Genomic DNA, 21,169 nt, shown 5'->3' on the forward strand with positions numbered 1-21,169 from the left:
GCCCTGAAACAATGATGGCGCGGGCTGCCCGAGATGATGGGCCGGCCCGCAGATGGCTCGAGGTTGGGTGACGACAGGATGAGAGACTAAATTTGCATTCGTATGCATTAGATGCCAGATTACGCTGAGTATCCGATGAATCCTGTGTCAGCGCCCGGGCAGCGAACGAAGGCGCCAGGACCCGACAGCCAAGATCCCGACATTCCGAGGTGAAATCATGATCCGTTATCTCAAGTCCGGCGCCACCATGGATGTTCGCGCCGAAGCCGACCGCAAGGTGCGCGACGTCGTCGAGACCACCCTGGCCGACATCGAGGCGCGTGGTGATAGTGCGGTGCGTGAGCTCTCCGAGCGCTTCGACGACTGGTCGCCGCAGAGCTTCCGCCTGAGCCAAGCAGAGATCGACCAGGCGATCAGCGAGGTCGATCCCCAATCCCTGGAAGATATCCGCTTCGCCCAGGCCCAGGTACGCCGCTTCGCCGAGGCCCAGCTGGCGTCCATGCAGCCGGTCGAGATCGAGAACAGCCCCGGCGTGATCCTCGGCCACAAGCATGTGCCGATCGAGGCGGTGGGTTGCTACATTCCGGGGGGCGGCTATCCGATGGTGGCCTCGGCCCACATGAGCGTGTTGACCGCCAAGGTCGCCGGCGTCAAGCGTGTGGTCGCCGCCGCGCCGCCCTACAAGGGCAAGGCACACCCGGCGATCGTCGCCGCCATGCACCTGGCCGGGGCCGACGAGATCCTGGTGCTCGGTGGCGTCCAGGCGGTCGGCGCCATGGCCATCGGCACCGAGAGCATCGACTCGGTCGACATGCTGGTCGGCCCGGGTAATGCCTTCGTCGCCGAGGCCAAGCGTCAGTTGTTCGGCCGCGTCGGCATCGACCTGTTCGCCGGCCCCACCGAGACCCTGGTGATCGCCGACGACAGCGTCGACGGTCTGCTGTGCGCCACCGACCTGCTGGGCCAGGCCGAACACGGCACCAACTCGCCCTGCACCCTGCTGACCAACTCCGAGGCCCTGGCCCGCGATACCGAGAAGTCCATCGCCGAGCTGCTCGAGAAGCTGCCCACCGCCGAGGCCGCCCGTCAGTCCTGGGAGAACTACGGCGAGATCATCGTCTGCGACAGCCACGAGGAGATGCTCGAGGTCGCCAACAAGATCGCTTACGAGCACGTCCAGGTGATGACCGAGAACCCCGACTGGTACCTCGACAACATGGTCAACTACGGCGCGTTGTTCCTGGGCCCACGCACCAACGTCGCCTACGGTGACAAGGTGATCGGCACCAATCATACCCTGCCCACCAAGCAGGCGGCGCGCTACACCGGTGGCCTGTGGGTCGGCAAGTTCCTCAAGACCTGCACCTACCAGCGCGTGCTCACCGACGAGGCCTCCGCCCGCATCGGCGGCTACTGCTCACGGCTGTGTGCCCTCGAGGGCTTCGCCGGCCACGGCGAGCAGGCCAACGAGCGGGTACGCCGCTATGGCCAGCGCGACGTGCCCTATGCCGGCCAGGTGGAAGCCTGAATCGATCATGCAGGAGGCAACCATGACGCTACCCCAGACACCGAGCCAGCGGCTGGATGGCCGCACGGCACTGATCACCGGGGCCAGCAAGGGCCTGGGGCTGGCGGCGGCCTGCGCCCTGGCCCAGGCCGGCGCGCGAGTGATCCTGGTGGCCCGTGACCCCGCGACCCTCGACGAGGCGGTGGCGGCGCTGACCGCCGCCGGCCACGCGGTCGAGGCGCTGGCCCTGGACGTCACCGATACCGGAGCGGTGAGCGAGGCACTGGCCGGACGGCGCATCGATATCCTGGTCAACAACGCCGGCACCAACCGGCCCAAGCCGATCGGCGAGGTTAGCGAGGCCGACTACGCCGCGGTGATGGACATCAATGTGCGGGCCGCCTACTTCCTGGCCCAGGCGGTGATCGAGTCGATGCCGGAAGGCGGTTCGATCATCAACATGTCCTCCCAGATGGGCCATGTAGGCGCCGCCAACCGTAGCCTCTACTGCGCCTCCAAGTCGGCGATGGAGGGCATGACCCGGGCCATGGCCGTGGAGCTCGGGCCCCGCGGTATTCGCGTCAACAGCGTCTGCCCGACCTTCGTCGAGACACCGATGACCCGGCCGTTCTTCGAGCAGCCCGGATTCCGCGAGGCGGTGCTGGGCAATATTCCGCTGGGCCGGCTCGGCCAGGTCGAGGACATCATGGGTCCGGTGGCCTTCCTCGCCTCCGACGCCGCCGCCCTGATCACCGGCAGCGCGCTGATGGTCGATGGCGGCTGGACCGCCCATTGAGGGGGGGCTGCCCCCCCGACAGCCGCTACCCCCCGAGATTGTGCAATGAGTGGCATGCCCACAAGGAGACAGCCATGAGCCTGACCGGTTTCGACGCGCAGTTCGTCGATCTGCGCGACTACATCTTCAAGATCACCGAGTGGATCTGGGAGGGTCGCGGCATCGATCTGATTCGCGACTACTACGCCGAAGACTGCCCGGTGAAGACCCCAGGCGGGGCCTTCAGCGGCGTCGAAGGCGTGATCCGCGGCACCCTGGAAACGCTCCAGGAGTTTCCCGACCGCACCCTGCTCGGCGAGGACGTCATCGATAGCGAGGATGCCCCGGGCACCTACTACTCCTCGCACCGCATCTTCTCGCATATGACCCACAAGGGAGAGGGCGCCTTCGGGGAACCGACCGGCGTGCGGGCCGGCGTCATGACCATCGCCGACTGCCTGTGTCGGGAGGATCGCATCGTCGACGAGTGGCTGGTCCGCGACCAGGCCGGCCTGGCGCAGCAGCTGGGGCATTCCCCGGTGGTGCTCGGCGAGGCCCTGGCGGCAAAGGCCACGCTGCCCGACGCCGAGGCCCTGGTGGAGCGCTGGCGTGGCCCCGAGGGTGATATGGACATCGACGCCCTGGGGCCGGTGGCCGTGCGCTACCGGGACCTCTGGCAGAACGCTCGCCTCGAGCGGCTACGCGACGGCTACGCGCGGGCCATCGACGCCAAGGTGCCCGGGGCTCGTACCCTGCGCGGCCACGATGACCTGGAGCGTTTCTGGTTCGGCTACAAGGCGGCCTTCCCTACGGGGCGGTTCCGCATTCACCACTGGATCGACCGTGAGGACGCCGGCGAATCGCGTCGCGTGGCGTTGCGTTGGTCGCTTTCGACCACCCATCAGGGCGGCGGCGTCTTCGGTGCCGCCAGCGGCGCCCCGGTGGTGCTGCTCGGCATCACCCACGCCGAACTGCGCGGCGACACCGTGGTGCGCGAATGGCACCAGCTCGACGAGATCGCCATCCACGCCCAGATCGCCCAACACCGCCGAGAGGAGGCCTCATGACCTGGACCCTCGACACACTACGCCAGCGCCGGGTGCGTTACGACGACCTGGTGCCTTGTCGTAACGCCTTCATCGATACCCGCTCGCCAGGCTCCGATCGCAAGGAGAACTTCACCATCATCGGCCCCGGGGTGGCGGAGAGCTCCGACCAGCACGTGCATATCTCCGAGCCCCACGGCTTCAACGTCGGCGGCGCCCGCCAGCCGGATGGCTGCCTGAACTCCCAGCACTCTCACGAGGGCGCCGAGGTATTCGTGGTGCATACCGGGCGCTGGCGCCTGCTCTTCGGCCCGGAACGCGAGGAGGGCACCCTGGATATCGGCCCGGGTGACGTGGTCAGCGTGCCGACCCAGATGTTCCGCGGCTTCGAGAAGCTCGATGCCGGCACCGGCTTCCTGTGGGTGCTGCTGGGCGGTGACGACCCGGGCCGGGTGCGCTGGGCGCCGAGCGTCTTCGACCTGGCCGAGCACCATGGCCTGGTGCTGCTCAAGAGTGGCCGCCTGGTGGATCGCGCCGCCGGCGAGACGATTCCCGACGACGAGGAAGTCGAGACCGCCCCCGGCGCCGCGGAGATCGCGCGGTTGGTGACGCCTTCGCCGGAGCGTCTCGCCGAATGCATGGTGCGCCACGAGGCCTTGCAGGGTAACGCCCGTGCCGTGCTCGCCGCCCCCGGCGTCGAGGAGTGTGGCGTCATCGCCCCGGCGGCCAGCGGCGACGGTTTCGGCCCGGGGCCGATCAGCGGCTGGTGGCCGCATGGCTTCCAGCTGCGCGTGCTGCGCCTCGCCGACGGCGCCGCGACCCCGGACTACCATTGCGACGAGCCCGAAGTGCTGTTCGTGCAGTCCGGCCGCGTGCGGCTGGTCAGCGACGCCGGGGAGCTGGTGCTGGACACCGGCGACACCTTCACCTCGCCCCACGGCTGGGGGCATCGCCTCGAGGCCGATGCCGACGCCGAGGTGGTCGTGGTGCGCGGCGGCGATGCCCCCGCCGGCCCGCGTCGCGCCGCCTGACGGTTCGGAGGAATACGTATGCCAAGCGAGACCTCGCGTCAGCCGCTGCTGCTGATCCCCGGCACCCTCTGTGATGAGCGGCTGTGGGCGCCCCAGCTCGCGGCGTTGGGCGAGCGGGCCGATATTCGGGTGCCGCGCCTCGACGCCAGTGATGACCTGGAGGCCCTGGCCCGGGACATCCTCGATCAGGCGCCCTGGCCGCGCTTCAGCGTCGCCGGCCTGTCGATGGGCGGCATCCTGGCGCTGGCGCTGATGCGCCTGGCGCCAGAGCGCATCGAGCGGCTGGCGCTGCTCGACACCAACCCCTTCGCCGAGGCCTCCGAGCGCCAGGCGCAGCGGGCCGACGACATCGCCCAGGCCGAGGCGCTGGGCATGGCGCGCTATGCCGGCGAGGTACTGGCGCCGCTGTACCCGGCCGAGGGCGCCGCCGAGGACCCCGAGCACAGCGCGCTGGTGGTGGCCATGGCCGAGCGAGAGGGCCTCGAGACCTTCCGGCGCCAGGCCATCGCACTGCGCGACCGCCCGGACGGCAGCGCCGCGCTCGCCACCATCGCCGCGCCGACCCTGGTGCTGTGCGGCGACGGCGACCGGCTGTGCCCGGTATCCCGGCACACCTACCTGGCCGAGCATATTCCCGAGGCCGAGCTGGTGATCCTCGAGGGCGTCGGCCACCTGAGTACCCTGCAGGCTCCCGAGGCGGTCAACCAGGCGCTGTCGCGCTGGCTCGACCGCGCTCCCCAACCGATGCCCTCGCGGCAGGAGTGAAAGATGTCTCTGGATGAGAGTCACAACGATGGCGTGAGCGCCGAACTGCTGGCCGAGCTGCGCCGCTTCGACACCCCCACGGTGGCCAATGCCCTCGACCTGGTGCGCGGCACCCGCAGCGCCGAAGGCTTCAGCCGGTTGCCGCTGGTCGCCGCCGACCCCACGGCCGCGCCGCTGGTGGGCTTCGCCCGCTGCGCCAGGATTCGTGCCCTGACGCCTCCCGAGGAGGCCCCGGCGGCGATCCGCGAGCGACGCCTCGCCTACTACCGCTACGTCGCCGACAGCCCCGCCGACTCGCTGATGGTGATCGAGGACGAGGACGGCGAGGACGCCGTGGGCGCCTACTGGGGCGAGGTCAATACCTGCCTGCACAAGCGCCTGGGCGTCGATGGCGTGCTCACCAACGGCGTGATTCGCGACCTCGACGACCTGGAGCCCGAGTTCACCGTGCTCGGCGGCCGCGTCGGCCCCTCTCACGCCTATGTGCGGGTCACCGCCGTCGACGTACCGGTCAGGGTCTTCGGCCTGGATATCGCCCCGGGCGAGCTGATCCATGCCGACAAGCACGGCGCGGTGCGCCTGACCCAGCAGGAGGCACGGGCACTTCCCGAGGCCATCGCCAAGATCGTCGAGGCCGAGGCCGAGTTGCTGACCCGGGCGCGCCAGCCGGGCTTCGACTACGACGCCATGCTCGAGGCCTGGGCAGCCTTCGAGAAGCGCCGCGTCTAGGCTCTGTCCGAACACTGGCTGCGCTCGGCCATACGGCGTTAAACGTCGACTCAAAGTCCTCATTGTCACCCCGTAAGCTCCGGCTTTTGACGAGCGACATCCTGTCACTCGCTCTTCGAGCAGCGGAGCTGCCCAAATCGGCCATCCCTGCCGATGTGTCGCCGATGGTTGCCTTGCGCCCCACAGGGATGTGGGAAGTGCGCGGGCCCGTCTGGAGCGGGCCTAGGCCCTGGCTTTCGCTCGCCGACGTTTCAGACAAAGCCTGGGACACGATGCGTCTCCCTCGGCGTGACGTGAGGCCCCAGGAAAGCCTAGCGGAACAGGGTCTTCCTGATCTTGTGCCGGTAGTCCCGGGGGGATTCGCCGGTGATGTTCTTGAAGCGCTTGCTGAAATGGAAGGGATCGCAATAGCCCAGTCGCTCGGCGATCTCGGCGATGGAGGCTTCGCCATTCACCAGTAGCGACATCGCCTGTTTCAGTCGCTGCTGGTCGATGTAGGCCTTGGGATTCACCCCCAGGGTCTTCTTGAACAGGGCACTGAAGCGGTTGCGCGACAACGAGCAGTGGCGCGCCAGGTCTTCGACTCGCTGTGGCTGATCGAGTCGCTGGTTGATCAGCCGCAGGGCGGGTTGTAGCCGCTCGATGCCGATCAGGCGCCGCTCCCGCTCGGGCAGTGGCTGCGAGACGGCCAGGGTCTCTTCCAGGAAGCGATAGGCGGCGGCGTGACGGGCCACCAGGCCGGCCACGCCGTTATCTTGTCGCGCCAGGGTGGCGGTCAACGCCTCGACGGCGCCTCCCACCCGCGTGGCATGCTCACCGGCGATCAGGCTTGGCACCCGGTAGAGAGAAAACACATCCAGATTCTGGTGAAGCCGGAAGTCGAGATGCAGGCCGTCAGCCGTGGTGCCGGGATCAAACGTCAGGGCGTGGCGGATGGCGGCGGGGACGACCAGCAGTTCTCCCGGCCCCGCTACCACCGGCTGGCCAGGCCGGGCCGCGTCGAAGTGGCAGTGATACTTGCCCCGCCATACATGCAACACGACCCAGAAAGGCAGCACCCGCCACCCCGTATTGATGCAGTGGCTGCTGCGATGAGCCGACCAGTCGATGTGGTAGTCGAGCGCGGCATTACTCGCAAGCAAGATGGGGTCTGGCATCGGCGGCTCATCGCTCGGGCGAGGATTGGAGAAAAGCGAAAGGTGCAAATATACATCTTATGAGAGCGTTCTGACATGTCTTGGCAAGGCCAAGCTACCTAGACTGACGGGGCTGATCTCGCCACCTACAAAAGAGGAGCGTCACCATGACCGCCATGCGCCCGCCCCAGGCTGCCCTGACCCGAGACAACGACCTGTCCCGGACCGCTGACACCCTTGGCACCATCGACGCGATGGTGGATGGATTGAACGACCACGATATCAGTCAGATGGGGCGCTTCTTCAGCGAATCCTTCCGCTGGATGGGCAATGCCGGCTGCGGTTTCAAGCAGGGGCTCGAGGAGTTTCAGGAAAACTGGCAACGCCCCTTCCAAGCGGCCTTCTCCGACAAGGTCTGCATCGATGAGGCCCGGGTGACGCAGGGCGAGTGGTGCGCCGCCTTCGGCCGCCAGGAAGCCGTGCATTCCGGCGAATTCATGGGCATCGCGCCCACCGGCAAGCGTGTGGTGATCCGTTACATGGACTTCTGGAAGGTCGTCGACGGCAAGATCGTCGATAACTGGGTCATGGTCGACTTCCCTGCCGTCATGCAACAGCTCGGCGTCGATCCCTTCGGCGGACATGGCTGGGACACTCGGGATAGCGCCGCCAGCCCCGAGCGTTACGGGGATTGACCCCTTCGGTGATCCTTCGGGATCCCTAGGCTTTATCTGAAGCGTCGGCGAGCGAAGGTTAGGGCTAGGCCCGCTCCAGACGGGCTCGCGCACTTCCCATCTTCATGTGGGGCGCAAGGCCAGAATCAGCGACACATCGGCAGGGATGGCCGGTTTGGGCAGCTCCGCTGCTCGAAGAGCGAGTGACAGGATGTCGCTCGTCAAAAGCCGGAGTTTACGGAGTGACAATGAGGACTTTGCGTTGATTCTTACCGCGGTATAGCCGAGCGCAGACAGTTTTCAGACATTGCCTAATGTCCGGGCCATGGGCGGATCACTGATCACCCGCTGGCTCACCGGCGATCATCGCCTTCATCTGCAAGCGAGAGACGAACGGATGGACCAACATGCCCGCAACAAGGCCGTCATCGAACGGCTGCGCAGTGCCCTCTATGACACCGATGTCGAGGCCCTGCCCGGCCAACTGGCCGAACTCTTTTCGCCGGACTGCGCGATCTATCTGGCACATCCCCTGGGGGAAATGCAGGGCCCTCGGGCGCTCTATGAGCGAGGCTATGCTCCTTTGCTGGCAGCCATCCCCGACCTGGAGCGCCGTGACTACATCACCATCGCCGGAGAGGATGGCGGCAGCCAGTGGATCGGCTGCGGCGGCTTCTATACGGGAGTCTTCGAGCAGCCCTGGCTGGATATCCCCCCGACCCAGCATATCGTGACCATGCGCTATGCCGAGTTCTTTCGTCTCGAGAATGAGCGGATCGTCGAGATGCGTTCCCTCTGGGACATTCCGGAACTGATGATGCAGGCCAATGCCTGGCCCATGGGGCCGAGCCTCGGCCGGGAATACCTGGTCCCGGGGCCGGCGACCCAGGACGGCCTGGTGGCGGGGCCGCGCGATGAGGAGCGTGCCGCCCAGAGCCTGAAGATGGTCAACGACATGCTCAACGGGCTCGCCAAGCATGCCGAAGGTGGTGTTCAGGCCATGGGCCTGGAGGACTACTGGCATCCCAAGATGGTCTGGTACGGGCCGGCCGGCATCGGCTCGGGGCGGCGTGTGTCGGGCTTTCGCCATTGGCATCAGCGGCCCTTCCTCAACGGCATGCCGGACCGACGTTCCCTGGGCGAGGACATCGCCTTCGCCGAGGGCGATTACGTCGGCCTGTTCGGCTGGCCTGCCCTGGAAGCCACCATCAGCGCAGACGGTTGGCTGGGTATCGCGCCATCCGGCCAGCGGGTGACCATCCGCAGCCTGGATTTCTGGCGCTGCGAGGGCGAACTGATTCGAGAGAACTGGGTGCTCGTCGACCTGCTCGATATCTATCACCAGGTCGGCGTGGATGTGCTGGGGCGCATGCGCGAGATGACGCCGCAGCGCCAGGCGTTGCCGCCGCGCCTCTGAGCCTCGCGGGGCGCCGCTGGGCGACGCCCCGACGCCCGTCACCACTCATGGCAGCGGGCACGTCTTACGGGCTTTGCCCTTGCCCAGGCGCGATGCCGGAACGCTCGGCATCGTGAACTTCGCCAGCGACGTCAAGCGAGCGTCGTGCTGAGATCTCAGGAGATCGACATGACATGCCATCAAACGAACAAGGCCCTGGTTCTCGACTTCTACCGCGAACTCGACGCGGCATCCGCCGAGGGCGTGGCGGAGGTGATCGACCGCTATACCGCGTCCGACTACCACTGGCGTGGCGTGCACCCCTTCGACGAGCAGCGCAGCGCCGAAGCCGTTGCCGAGGCCTTCTGGCGACCCTTCCTCTCCGCCTGGTCGTCGGTCCAGCGCCGCCAGGACGTGTTCTTCGCCGGCACCAATGAACACGATGGCAGCGACTGGGTGGTCAGCATGGGCCACCTCATGGGCCTGCGGGATCGCCCCTGGCTGGGGATCCCGGCGACCCGCCGGATGGGCTTCCTGCGTTATGCAGACTTCCACTGCATCGAGGATGGCAAGATCACGCGATCCGGTTTCTTCTGCGACATCATCGGGGTGATGCATCAGGCCGGCATCAATCCGTTGCCGCCCCAGACCGGCGCTTCCTTCGTCTACCCGGGCCCCCGGACCCACGACGGCCTGCTGTTCGCGACCCAGGATCCGGCAGAAGGCGACAAGACCCTGGCCTTGGTCAATCGTATGGTCGATGACCTCACCTCCCTCAACCAGAGCGGCGATGACATGCCATCGCCGGAACTGCTGGCGCGTACCTGGCACGATGACATGGCCTGGTATGGTCCGGCGGGCATCGGTGCCACCTACACCATCCATCGCTATCAGGAACAACACCAGTATCCGTTCCGCCAGGGTCTCAAGGACAAGGTCTTCAACGGCCATGTGGCGCGCTTCGCCGAAGGCGACTATGCCGGCTTCTTCGGCTGGCCCAACCTGACCAATACCCCCGCCGGAGGCTTCTTGGGGCTCCCCGCCAGCGACGTTCGCGCCGACATGCGGGTGGTGGATATCTATCGTCGCGAAGGCGACAAATTGGCCGAGAACTGGGTGCTGATCGATCTGCCCTACTGGCTCAAGCAACAGGGGATCGACATCCTCGAGCGTACCGCGGAAGTGGCGGTGCGCTGAGTCGCAAAGGCTGAATCACTCGGGCGCACGAGCGTCTTTCGGCGCCTGGATTAGGCTAAAGTTGGATGTCTCTCCCGGGCGACAATTGAACCATCGATCCCACGGGATTGGTGGTTTTTATTTTGTTTTTCAGATGTTTACTGAGTTAATGGAAAGGGATTATGTATCCCTGAGCCAAATTGAATACGTAGTCATTATGTGCCATGGTTCATCCCGCTACTCGCGTACGGCGGGCAGTGCCCGGCGATGGTGCCGTTCCCGAGTAAATGGCCTCTAAGACGCGACCTCGAACGCGCAGACGACCGGCGAATGCCGGGAGGCATGGCCCTCATCGATATCCTCTGTCCATTCGACAGGCGACCGGCGATGAGCCTCGAGGCCGCTTCGGCCTTCGCCACTCCATCTTCCCAGGAGTCCTCTCATGAACCCTGATGCGAACAACAACAGTGATCGTCGCTATTACCTGCGGACCCGCCGGGAGGCGGCGGTCGCCGGCCTGATCTGGCTGGTATTCCTGGTCTGGACGGTGGGCGTTTCCTATTGGCTGGGCTACGTCCACAACGATTTCTCCACCGTGATGGGGCTGCCGACCTGGATCTTCTGGGGCGTCCTGGTGCCCTTCGGCGCCGCCACCCTGGCCAACAGTCTCTACGCCTTCTTCTACCTGGAAGATGACCCGCAACAGTAACAGGACGGGAGTGACGACATGTATTCGGAAAACTCGACCCAGGTAGCGCTCATCATCGGCCTGTATCTGGCGATCACCTTCCTGTTCGCCTTCATCAGCGGTCGCCGCAACAAGCAGGGCGACTTCATGGAGGAGTACTTCGTCGGTGGGCGCCAGATCGGGCCCTGGGTATTGGGCCTGACCTGGATCGCCACCATGGCCAGTGGCGGCACCTTCATCGGTGTGCCGGGCCTGTTGTACAGCTACGGCTGGAGCGTGTTCCTGTGGATCGCCGGCTTCATGGTGGTGATCACCACCGGTTTCGGCATCCTCGGCAAGCGGATCGGCCAGATCGGCCGCAAGACCGGGGCGCTGACCTTCCCGGACCTGCTGCGTGACCGCTTCGAGAGCCCGGCCATCGGTATCCTCTCGGCGCTGATGATCGTGGTCCTGTACCTGGCCTTCATGGTGGCGCAGTACACCGCCGGCGCCCGCGTGCTGGAGGCGGTGGTCGGCCTGCCCTACCACTGGGGGGTGATCGGCTTCGCCGTCTCGGTGGCGCTCTATACCGCCTATGGCGGTTTCCGCGCCGTGGCCTGGACCGACAGCTTCCAGGCCGTCGTCATGCTGCTGGGGGTCATCCTCACCGCCTGGTTCGCGGTGGATCTGGCTGGCGGCCTGGAGAAGATCAATACGGCACTGATCAACGAGTCCAAGGAACTGGTCTCGGGGCCGGGGCCGGATAACTTCCTGCCGCTGGTCACCGCGCTGTCGTTCTTCATCCTGATGCCGCTGTCGCAGCTGGGCCAGCCGGCACTGGTCAGCCGTTTCCTGACCTTCACCGATACCCGGGCCCTCAAGCGCGCGGCGCTGCTGACCGGGCTCTATGTGTGCCTGATGTATCCGCTGATCATGCTGGTCGGGGTCACCAGCCGGGTGCTGCTGCCGGAGATCGAGTCGCCGGACCATGCCCTGACGGCGACGGTCATGATGGCGCTGCCGGCGGCCCTGGCGGGCTTCATCATCGCCGCGCCGGTGTCGGCGATCATGTCCTCGCTGAGCTCGTTCCTGCTGGTCACCGCCGGCGCCGTGGTGCGCGACATCTATCAGCATAACGTCAATCCCGACCTGAGCGGCGACAAGGCCAAGACGCTGACCCACGTCATGACCTTCGTCATCACCCTGATCGGCGTGGCGCTGGCCTTGAATCCGCCGGAGTATCTGCAGCTGATCGTGGTCTTCGCCGGGGCCGGCCTCGGCGCCACCTTCGCCTGGCCGACCATCCTGGCGATCTTCTGGCCGCGCATGAACCGTGTGGGCTGCCTGGCGGGGATCATCGGTGGCTTCGGGTCCTTCGTCATCCAGTACACCACCATGGGCAGCAGCAGCCTGCTGGGCGTCCACCCCTTCGTCTGGTCGTTTTTGCTGTCGCTGGCCTTCTGCGTGGCAGGCAGCTGGCTGGCACCGCGCCAGAGCAACGAGGTGCTGGAGATCTACTTCGGCGAGCGTAGCCGACACGGCGGCAAGCTCCGACACGCGACCTACGACGCCGTGCAGTGAGGCCGAGAACAGGGCGGCCGCCGGTTCGCCGGCGGTCGTGTATCGCGTGCCATGGCGGGTGCCGTGGCCGAGCCATGAACAGATGAAGAACCATCCCAGGAGACAGCCCATGCGAGGCTTCGACGATCACTTCAAGGACTTTCCCGATTACATCTACGGCATCACCCGCGAGATCTGGGAAGACCGCGGGGTCGGCCCCAAGCTCAAGCGCTACTACGCCGACGATGTGCTGGTGCGCGCGCCGAGCGGCATCATCACCGACAACGGTGGCGTGACGGCGGCCACCCTGCAGACCCTGCATGAATTCCCCGACCGCCAGCTGGTGGGCGAGGACGTGATCTGGACCGGCGACGACGAGAGCGGCTACTTCTCCTCGCACCGCCTGATCTCGGTGATGCGCCACACCGGCAACGGTGCCTACGGCGAAGCCACCGGCAAGGTGGTGCGCTCGCGGATCATCGCCGACTGCGTGGTCAACGAGAATCAGGTTCGCGAGGAATGGCTGGTGCGTGACCAGGCCGCCTTCGCCCGCTGCCTGGACATCGAGCCGCGGGAGCTCGCCCGGCAGCAGGTCGAGAACGACCTGCGGTTGTTCGGCGAGGTGCGTTACTTCACGCCGGAGAGCGACGTGCCGGGCCCCTATCGGGCGCAGTTCGATGACAGCGAAGAGGCCGAGCGCTACGCCGCCGGCTGGCAGCGCATCTGGGCGGACAAGGACGTCGCCGGGATCTTCGACCTGTATCACCCGGGGGCCACGCTCAATATTCCCGGCGGCGACAGCATCAACGGCCATGGCGATATCGACCGCTTCTGCCTCGGTTACCTGGCGTCCTTCCCCGATGCCGACTTCCGGGTCGAGCACCTGATCGTCAACCGCGACCCGGGCCAGCCGGTGCGCCTGGCCATGCGCTGGACGATGCGTGCCACCCATTCCGGCTGGGGCCACTTCGGCGCACCGACCGGCGCGCCGGTCTACATCATGGGCCCGGCCCATGCCCATCTGGTCGATGGCCGGGTCACCCAGGAATGGATCACCGTCGATGAAGTCGCGGTCTGGAAGCAGCTGCTGGCCCACCAGGTGGAAAGCGACGCGCTGTCCTGATACGCACGGCTATCCTGTTCCATCGATCGACGCTAGACTCCTGGCGGCCTCCCGGGCCGCCAGACGGCATCGCCGTGCCTCTCCATAGCGGCACCCTGCGACGCCTCCCGGACCGCTCCATCGACGCTCGCGATCGTTCCGTCGCCGGGCAGAGGCCTTGCGCCCGCCAGGTCTCTTGCACGCGAGGTCTCCGACCCCGCCCGGCGGGTCGGTTCGTTATCGCGACGATCGCCAGGATGAGATTCGATGCTGCCGCCACAACGCCTGTATCTGGGCCTGCCGATGTGGGCCAACCCCGAGTGGCGCGGCGGCCTCTATCCTCCCCATGGGGGTAACGAGACGCTGCTGAGCGACTACGCCGGGGTATTCTCCAGCGTGGAGGGCAATACCACCTTCTACAGTGGGGCGCCGCGTGCCGAGACGGTCGATGCCTGGGCGGGTCAGGCGCCGCCCGGCTTCCGCTTCTGCTTCAAGCTGCCGGCCATGCTGACCCACGAGCGTCGGCTGGTGGGCATCGACGCGGCGTTCGACGACTTCCTGGCGGCACTGGCGCCGCTGCACGATCGGTTGGGCCCGCTGCTGGTGCAGTTGCCGCGCGACTTCGGCATCGAGGAGCTGCCCCGGCTCGAGGCACTGCTGGAACGCTGGCCGGCTTGGCTGCCTTGCGCGGTGGAGGTCCGTCACCGTGAGTTTTTCCACAAGGGGACGGCCGAGACGGCGCTCAACAGGTTGTTGATAAGTCACGGGGCGAACCGCGTCATGCTCGACGTTCGCCCGCTGTTTGCCACCGCTGCCGGTGATCATCCGGGGCTGCAGAGGGCCCATCACGAGAAGCCGAAGCATCCGTTACACGTGATTTCTACAGGAGAATTTCCCGTGGTGCGTTTCATCGGTCATGTTGATGAGTCCATCAACATCGACTACTTTACCCCGTGGATCGATCGTCTGGCGTTGTGGATAAAACAGGGGAAAACCCCTTTCCTCTTTGTGCATACCGCCGACAATCGCCGGGCGCCTCAGCTGGCCCGCCGGCTCTTCGAGTCGTTGGCGGAACGGGCCGATCTGCCGCCGCTGGCCGCCTTTGCCGGCGAGCGACAGGCCGCTCTGTTCTGAATCGCCGAGTGCCACCCCATGCGGCCGGGTATTGGCCGTCATGGGTGGTCTCCGGGTAGCTGATCGGATATGTTACGCCTCGCTCGTCACTTGCCATCGGATATCGGGGTCCTTCGCGCCTAACCCCTGTGATGTGTCGCGATATCTCCTTGCGGTTTCCACCGTCATACCCCGAGTGGAAACGTAGCCTTGGTAGTGATCCTGCTTGGCATACGTTATGCCCTTGAATGCGATGTGCCGAGATCCGGCACAGCGTGGACGTGGCGACAACAATCAGAACGTCATCGCATCCGATCGATCGATGGCGACACGACCCTTCAAGGTGAATTATGTCCCTCAAGCAAAAGCAACACGCGAACTGGTCGTCCCGGCTGGGCTTCATCCTCGCGGCCACCGGCTCGGCGGTCGGCCTGGGTAATATCTGGAAGTTCCCCTATATGGTGGGCGAGAGCGGGGGCGCGGCCTTCGTGCTGGTCTACCTGCTGAGCATCGCCCTGATCGGCCTGCCGATCCTGGTGACGGAATGGATGATCGGCCGCCGCGGGCAGAACAACCCCGCCAACGCCATGGCCGACCTGGCCACCTCCGCCGGCCGGTCGAAGGCCTGGATGCTGGTCGGCATCAGCGGGATCCTCGGCGCCTTCATGATCCTGTCCTTCTACAGCGTGATCGGCGGCTGGTCGCTGTACTACACCTTGAACTCGGTCACCGGCGCCTTCAGCGGCCAGGGCGCCGACGGCATCGGTGCGCTGTTCAATGACATGCTGGGCAACCCCGGCCTGCTGCTGGCCGGCCACTCGGTCTTCATGCTGCTGGTCATCGGCATCGTGGCGCGCGGCGTGACCAAGGGCCTGGAAAGCGCGGCTCGCCTGCTGATGCCGGCGCTGGGCGTGCTGCTGGTGGTGCTGGTCGGTTACGGCATGACCACCGGGCACTTCGGCGAGGCTGTCTCCTACCTGTTCAACCCGGATTGGAGCAAGCTTTCCGGCGAGACCGTACTGGCGGCCCTGGGCCATGCCTTCTTCACCCTGTCGCTGGGCATGGGCATCATGATGGCCTACGGCTCCTACCTGGGCGAAGAGGTCAACCTGCTCAAGACCGCCCGCACCGTGGTGATCATGGATACCGTGATCGCGCTGGGTGCCGGCCTGGCGATCTTCCCGCTGGTGTTCGCCAACAATCTCGACCTGGCCTCCGGCCCGGGCCTGATCTTCGTCACCCTGCCGCTGGCGTTCGGTCAGATGGGCGGCGGTATCGTGCTTGGCCTGATGTTCTTCCTGCTGCTGACCTTCGCCGCCGTGACCTCGGCCATCTCGTTGCTCGAGCCGGTGGTGGAGTTCGTCGAGGAACGCACGCCGTTGTCCCGCGGGGCGTCTGCGGTGGTGGCTGGTGCGGCCGCCTGGGCGCTGGGCATCGCCGCGTTGCTGTCGTTCAACCTGTGGAGCGGCCCGGTGCTGTTCGACCTGAACGTCTTCGACCTGCTGGACAAGCTGACCAGCAAGTTCATGCTGCCGCTGACCGGCCTGGGCGCCATCGTCTTCACCGGCTGGTTCCTCGACAAGGAAAGCGTGCGCCGCGAGCTCGGCATGGATGTCTACGACTTCAGCCTGTGGAGCCTGATCACTCGCTTCATCGCGCCGATCGGCGTGGCGGTGGTGTTCTTCACCAGCCTCTGAGGCGACGACGATACCGGGGCTCGCTCCCCGCGCTCGAGAGCCCCGCCCCGTGCGGGGCTCTCTGCGTTCGGGGAGCATGGCCGGGGTCAGTGCACCTCGTCGGCGTCGTCTCCGGGCAGTTCGGCGATGTCTTGGCTGAGGCGCTTGAACTCCTCGTGAAGCTCGATACCGCGCCGGGCGCGCAGGTTGCGCTGGGCGGCGTCGCGGGAGCGATGCTCGTGTTCGACGACTTCCATGCTCATGAAGATGTCGAGGAGTTCGCTCTTGACGGAGGATAAGCGTTCGACATTACGCATGATCGATTCTCCTGTCTGCCTTGAGGATGCCGGCAGCGTTGGCGAACGCGGCACGGCACGGCAATGTTTACTATACGCCTCTTGACAGGATGATGAAGATAAGAATGTCAACGATACTCTCGCTGTCGCGCTGCCCATGAGCATTCCGCTTGGGGCATACTGTGGGCGGACCCCGTGCAACCGCCGACCAGGAGTGCCATGTGAGCCTTGGCCTGTTTGATGAAATGAGACGCCGCATGACGGATCTCCGTCGCTCCGAGCAGAAGGTGGCCCGCTTCGTGCTGCGCAACCCCGATGAGGTGATCCACATGCGCATCGTCGACCTGGCCACCGAGGCCAAGGTCAGCGAGCCGACGGTGGTGCGCTTCTGTCGGGCCCTGGGCTGCAACGGCTTCCAGGACTTCAAGCTCAAGCTGGCGCAGATGCTGGCGACCGGCAGTCAGTTCGCCCAGTTCTCGATGAACGACAGCGACTCGGTGGCCGAGTTTTCACAGAGCATCTTCGATTCCACGGTAGGCACCCTGCTGTCGGTGCGCGACCGCCTCGACAACGATGCCCTCAGCCACGCGATCAATGCCCTGGGCATGGCCAATCGGGTGGAGTTCTACGGTTTCGGCGCCTCCGGGGCGGTGGCCTTCGATGCCCAGCACAAGTTCTTCCGCCTGCAGATCTCCACCGCCGCCTACAGCGACCCGCACATGCAGAACATGTCGGCGGTGACCCTCAAGGAGGGCGACGTGGTGGTGGCGATCTCCCAGACCGGCCGCACCCGGGCATTGGTGGCCAGCGTGCGCCTGGCCCGCGAGGCCGGCGCCACGGTGATCGGCCTGTGCCCCAGCGATTCGCCGCTGGCCGGAGAGGTGACCCTGCCGCTGCACATCGATGTCCACGAGGACACCGAGATCTATACCCCGATGAGCTCGCGCGTCGCCCACCTGGTGTTGATCGACGTGCTGGCGGTGGGAGTGGCCAAGTCGCGCGGGCCGCGGCTCGCCGAGCAGCTCAAGTCGGTGAAGAAGAGCCTCAACCCGCTGCGTTACCCGGAGCCGGACGAGTCCTGAGTTGCGCGATCGGCGCGGAAGCCGTGGGGCTGCACTCCTGGGGCCAAGGCCCGGTCAAGCACGAGGCCTTCGAGCGTCGCGCCCCTGTGGTAAGCTGTCGGGCCATTTCCCGAGCAGCGATGCCTTCCCGCTATGGACGACGTCACGGCGATTCTCGACCACATGAACCCCGCCCAGCGCGATGCTGTCAGTGCCCCGCAGGGCAACATGCTGGTGCTGGCCGGCGCCGGCTCGGGCAAGACCCGGGTACTGGTGCATCGCATCGCCTGGCTGATGCAGGCCGAGGGGCTCTCGCCCTACGCCGTGCTGGCGGTGACCTTCACCAACAAGGCGGCCCGCGAGATGCGCACCCGCCTGGAGGCGCTGCTGGGCATTTCGCTGCGCAACGTCTGGGTCGGCACCTTCCACTCCATCGCTCACCGCCTGCTGCGCACCCATTGGCACGACGCGCGCCTGCCCCAGCACTTCCAGATCATCGACGGTGACGACCAGCTGCGCCTGATCAAGCGGTTGATCAAGGACCACCGGGTCGACGACGAGCGCTTCCCGCCACGCCAGGTGCAGTCGTTCATCTCCGGCTGCAAGGAGGAAGGGCTGCGCCCGCACCAGGTGGATGCCCACGGCGACGCCTACATGGCGCAGCTGGTCGAGCTCTACGAGCACTACCAGCTGACCTGCGAGCGCGGCGGCCTGGTCGACTTCGGCGAGTTGCTGCTCAGGGGCCTCGAACTGCTGCGCGACAATCCGGCGCTGCTGGCCCACTACCAGGAGCGTTTCGGCCACGTGTTGGTCGATGAGTTCCAGGACACCAACACCCTGCAGTACGCCTGGCTGAAGCTTCTCACCGGCATGACCACGCCGATGACCGTGGTCGGCGACGACGACCAGTCGATCTACGGTTGGCGGGGCGCGCGGATCGAGAACATCCGCCGCTTCGAAGAGGAGTTCCCGGCCACCAAGACGGTCCGCCTGGAGCAGAACTACCGCTCGACCAGCGCCATCCTCGACGCCGCCAATGCCTTGATCAGCCACAACACCGAGCGCATGGGCAAGGAGCTTTGGACCGACGGCGAGCGCGGCGAACCGATCTCGCTGTACGGCGGCTTCAACGACCTGGACGAGGCGCGCTTCATCGTCGACACCCTGCGCGAGAAGGTCGAGCAGGGCATGGTGCGCCGCGAGATCGCCATCCTGTATCGCTCCAACGCCCAGTCGCGGGTCATCGAGGAAACGCTGATCCGCCAGGGCGTGCCTTACCGCATCTACGGCGGGCAGCGCTTCTACGAGCGCCTCGAGATCAAGAACGCCCTGGCCTACCTGCGGTTGCTGCTCAACCGCGACGACGATGCCTCGCTGGAACGGGTGATCAACGTGCCGGCGCGCGGCATCGGCACTCGCACCGTCGAGGTGCTGCGTGAGCGGGCGCGTCATACCAGCATCTCATTGTGGCAGGCGCTGCACGACGCCCAGCTCGATGGCTCGCTCAAGGGTCGCGCGGTGTCCTCGTTGAAGGCCTTCGCCGACCTGATCGAGCGGCTCGACGACGAGACCTCCGGCATGGCGCTCCACGAGATCATCGATCACGTCAACGAGCGCACCGGGCTGGTCGAGCACCATCGCAACGAGAAGGGCGAGAAGGGCCAGGCACGGGTCGAGAACCTCGAGGAGCTGGTCACCGCCGCCAAGGCCTTCACCCAAGGAGACGCCCTGGAGACGGTGGAAGCGGGCGAGGGCATGGCCGCCCTGGAGGCGTTCCTCGCCGAGGCCGCGCTCAACGCCGGCGAACACGAGGCCGACGAGTTCGAGGACTGCGTGCAGCTGATGACCCTGCACTCGGCGAAGGGCCTGGAGTTCCCGGTGGTGTTCGTGGCCGGCGTCGAGGAGGGGCTCTTCCCGCACAAGATGTCGATGGAAGAGCCCGGCCGCCTGGAGGAGGAGCGTCGGCTATGCTATGTCGGGCTGACCCGGGCGATGCAGAAGCTCTACCTCACCCACGCCGAACTGCGCCGGCTGCACGGCAAGGAGACCTTCCAGCGGCCATCGCGCTTCCTGCGTGAACTGCCCGAGCATTGCCTCGAGGAGGTACGCCTGCGTGGCCAGATCTCGCGCCCGGTCACCGCCTCGCGCCCCGGGCCGCGCCAGGAGGACGTCGACGGCGGCGCCGACTTGCCCTCGCTGTCGCTCGGCCAGCGAGTCCGCCACCCGGTATTCGGCGAAGGCGTGATCCTCAACGCCGAAGGCAAGGGCGAACGCGCTCGAGTGCAGGTCAGCTTCGAGGACGAGGGCGACAAGTGGCTGGTGCTGGGCTTCGCCAAGCTCACGCCGTTGTAGCCGGATGTCGCCAAGAGCCCATCCCGATCAGGCAAGAAGTTGCTCACTGGGCAACTTCTTGCTCGATCTGGGCAAGAAGTTGCCTAAATTTGATGAGTCTTTCCGTCGGTGATTTGTTCAACCATCTGATTAATTGGAAGAAACGGAGTGGTGGCACAGGCCGTGCTTCTATTTCGGGTGTCCATCGGACATCGTTACTCAACGTCAAGGAGCAGACCCATGCCTACACCGTGTTATATCAGCATCGAAGGCCAGACCCAGGGCAACATCACCGCCGGTGCCTTCACGCCTGAGTCCGTCGGCAACATCTATGTCGAAGGCCACGAAGACCAGATGCTGGTGCAGGAATTCAAGCACATCGTCACCGTGCCGACCGACCCGCAGTCCGGTCAGCCGTCCGGCCAGCGTGCCCATAAGCCGTTCATCTTCACCGTGGCCCTGAACAAGGCCGTGCCGCTGATGTACAACGCCCTGGCCTCCGGCGAGATGCTGCCCAACGTCGAGCTGAAGTGGTACCGCACCTCCGTGGAAGGCAAGCAGGAGCACTTCTTCACCACCTCCCTGACCGATGCCACCATCGTCGACATCAACCTGCGCATGCCGCATGCCCAGGACTCCAACAGCTCCGAGTTCACCCAGCTGATGGACGTGTCCGTGGCCTACCGCAAGATCGACTGGGAGCACACCGTCGCCGGCACCTCCGGTTCCGACGACTGGCGCGCGCCGGTCGAGGCCTGAGGCCCCGCACCACCCTCGGTGTCCGCCTGGCTCGTGCCGGTGGGCACCGTGTTCGTCGCCAGGGCTTCGGCCCTGGCGGCGGCAGACATCAGCGTTTGCCGAGGGCTCGGCCCGCGAGCGTTGATGCCTGCCGCCGATGGCGCGTCTCGGCGATATGCTCGCGTCACCACCCCTCGTCGCCGCTCCCCGCGCGCCGGCGGCCCCAGGAACGGATACGGCCTCCAGGAGGGATGCCATGACCCAGGCCAATGGACTGCAGTTTACCCTGAGCCTCACCGGCATCGACGCCGACCCGGCGGTGATCGACTTCACCCATGAGGAGGCGCTGTCGGCGCCCTTCCACCTGCGGGTGCGTTTCGCCAGCCGCGC

19 protein-coding genes are annotated in these 21,169 nt (G+C 66.0%); 17 read left to right on the plus strand and 2 right to left on the minus strand.

Features of this window, described 5'->3' with window-relative positions; genetic code table 11:
- Positions 1–217: 217 nt before the first annotated feature.
- The 6 genes from hisD (at position 218) to ETC07_RS04215 (ending at position 5,853) form a co-directional block, all read left to right on the plus strand.
- The gene (gene hisD / locus ETC07_RS04190) at positions 218–1,528 is read left to right on the plus strand and encodes a histidinol dehydrogenase (RefSeq protein ID WP_136247244.1); all 1,311 of its coding nucleotides are present in this window, start codon (positions 218–220) and stop codon (positions 1,526–1,528) included.
- Between the two features lie 22 nt (positions 1,529–1,550).
- The gene (locus ETC07_RS04195; protein ID WP_136247245.1) at positions 1,551–2,303 is read left to right on the plus strand and encodes an SDR family NAD(P)-dependent oxidoreductase; all 753 of its coding nucleotides are present in this window, start codon (positions 1,551–1,553) and stop codon (positions 2,301–2,303) included.
- Between the two features lie 74 nt (positions 2,304–2,377).
- Positions 2,378–3,349, plus strand: a complete 972-nt coding sequence (locus ETC07_RS04200; protein ID WP_136247246.1) for an ester cyclase — start codon at positions 2,378–2,380, stop codon at positions 3,347–3,349.
- The gene (locus ETC07_RS04205) at positions 3,346–4,359 is read left to right on the plus strand and encodes a cupin domain-containing protein (RefSeq protein WP_136247247.1); all 1,014 of its coding nucleotides are present in this window, start codon (positions 3,346–3,348) and stop codon (positions 4,357–4,359) included. Before ETC07_RS04200 ends, ETC07_RS04205 begins: the two co-directional genes overlap by 4 nt.
- Before the next feature lie 18 nt (positions 4,360–4,377).
- Positions 4,378–5,124 carry an alpha/beta fold hydrolase gene (locus tag ETC07_RS04210; protein ID WP_136247248.1) on the plus strand — a complete coding sequence of 249 codons (747 nt, stop codon included), beginning with the start codon at positions 4,378–4,380 and terminating at the stop codon, positions 5,122–5,124.
- A gap of 3 nt (positions 5,125–5,127) precedes the next feature.
- Entirely contained in the window at positions 5,128–5,853 is a 726-nt protein-coding gene (locus ETC07_RS04215) for an RraA family protein (protein ID WP_136247249.1), read from the plus strand.
- A 311-nt stretch (positions 5,854–6,164) separates the two neighbouring features.
- Here ETC07_RS04215 and ETC07_RS04220 read toward each other — a convergent pair whose 3' ends face one another.
- A complete protein-coding gene (locus ETC07_RS04220) occupies positions 6,165–7,010 on the minus strand; it encodes a helix-turn-helix domain-containing protein (RefSeq protein WP_136247250.1) in 846 nt (281 codons plus the stop codon).
- A 146-nt stretch (positions 7,011–7,156) separates the two neighbouring features.
- Between ETC07_RS04220 and ETC07_RS04225 the strand changes: the two genes are divergently transcribed.
- From ETC07_RS04225 to ETC07_RS04260, 8 genes are all read left to right on the plus strand, one after another.
- Complete coding sequence (locus tag ETC07_RS04225) at positions 7,157–7,684, plus strand: ester cyclase (protein WP_136247251.1); 528 nt, start codon at positions 7,157–7,159, stop codon at positions 7,682–7,684.
- 376 nt (positions 7,685–8,060) lie between these two features.
- A complete protein-coding gene (locus tag ETC07_RS04230; RefSeq protein WP_136247252.1) occupies positions 8,061–9,080 on the plus strand; it encodes an ester cyclase in 1,020 nt (339 codons plus the stop codon).
- Positions 9,081–9,248: 168 nt separating this feature from the next.
- Positions 9,249–10,256: a nuclear transport factor 2 family protein gene (locus ETC07_RS04235; protein WP_136247253.1), complete on the plus strand. Its 1,008-nt coding sequence runs from the start codon at positions 9,249–9,251 to the stop codon at positions 10,254–10,256.
- A 421-nt stretch (positions 10,257–10,677) separates the two neighbouring features.
- Entirely contained in the window at positions 10,678–10,944 is a 267-nt protein-coding gene (locus tag ETC07_RS04240) for a DUF997 family protein (RefSeq protein WP_136247254.1), read from the plus strand.
- Between the two features lie 18 nt (positions 10,945–10,962).
- The gene (locus ETC07_RS04245) at positions 10,963–12,483 is read left to right on the plus strand and encodes a sodium/pantothenate symporter (protein WP_136247255.1); all 1,521 of its coding nucleotides are present in this window, start codon (positions 10,963–10,965) and stop codon (positions 12,481–12,483) included.
- Positions 12,484–12,592: 109 nt separating this feature from the next.
- Positions 12,593–13,585: a nuclear transport factor 2 family protein gene (locus ETC07_RS04250; RefSeq protein WP_168709162.1), complete on the plus strand. Its 993-nt coding sequence runs from the start codon at positions 12,593–12,595 to the stop codon at positions 13,583–13,585.
- 246 nt (positions 13,586–13,831) lie between these two features.
- Positions 13,832–14,698, plus strand: a complete 867-nt coding sequence (locus tag ETC07_RS04255; RefSeq protein WP_136247257.1) for a DUF72 domain-containing protein — start codon at positions 13,832–13,834, stop codon at positions 14,696–14,698.
- Between the two features lie 329 nt (positions 14,699–15,027).
- Positions 15,028–16,374 (plus strand): sodium-dependent transporter, encoded by a 1,347-nt coding sequence (locus tag ETC07_RS04260; RefSeq protein ID WP_136247258.1) that lies wholly within the window; start codon positions 15,028–15,030, stop codon positions 16,372–16,374.
- A gap of 86 nt (positions 16,375–16,460) precedes the next feature.
- Here the strand turns inward: ETC07_RS04260 and ETC07_RS04265 are convergent, their stop codons facing one another.
- The gene (locus ETC07_RS04265) at positions 16,461–16,670 is read right to left on the minus strand and encodes a PA3496 family putative envelope integrity protein (protein WP_136247259.1); all 210 of its coding nucleotides are present in this window, start codon (positions 16,668–16,670) and stop codon (positions 16,461–16,463) included.
- A 200-nt stretch (positions 16,671–16,870) separates the two neighbouring features.
- On the opposite strand from ETC07_RS04265, the gene hexR reads away from it, so the two are divergent.
- From hexR to ETC07_RS04280, 3 genes are all read left to right on the plus strand, one after another.
- Entirely contained in the window at positions 16,871–17,731 is an 861-nt protein-coding gene (gene hexR / locus ETC07_RS04270; protein WP_136247260.1) for a transcriptional regulator HexR, read from the plus strand.
- 132 nt (positions 17,732–17,863) lie between these two features.
- The gene (gene uvrD / locus ETC07_RS04275; RefSeq protein WP_136247261.1) at positions 17,864–20,062 is read left to right on the plus strand and encodes a DNA helicase II; all 2,199 of its coding nucleotides are present in this window, start codon (positions 17,864–17,866) and stop codon (positions 20,060–20,062) included.
- 219 nt (positions 20,063–20,281) lie between these two features.
- Positions 20,282–20,800 (plus strand): Hcp family type VI secretion system effector, encoded by a 519-nt coding sequence (locus ETC07_RS04280; RefSeq protein ID WP_136247262.1) that lies wholly within the window; start codon positions 20,282–20,284, stop codon positions 20,798–20,800.
- Positions 20,801–21,169: the final 369 nt, after the last annotated feature.

The organism is Halomonas borealis (assembly GCF_004798905.1).
In the GTDB taxonomy this organism is placed as follows: Bacteria; Pseudomonadota; Gammaproteobacteria; order Pseudomonadales; family Halomonadaceae; genus Halomonas; species Halomonas borealis.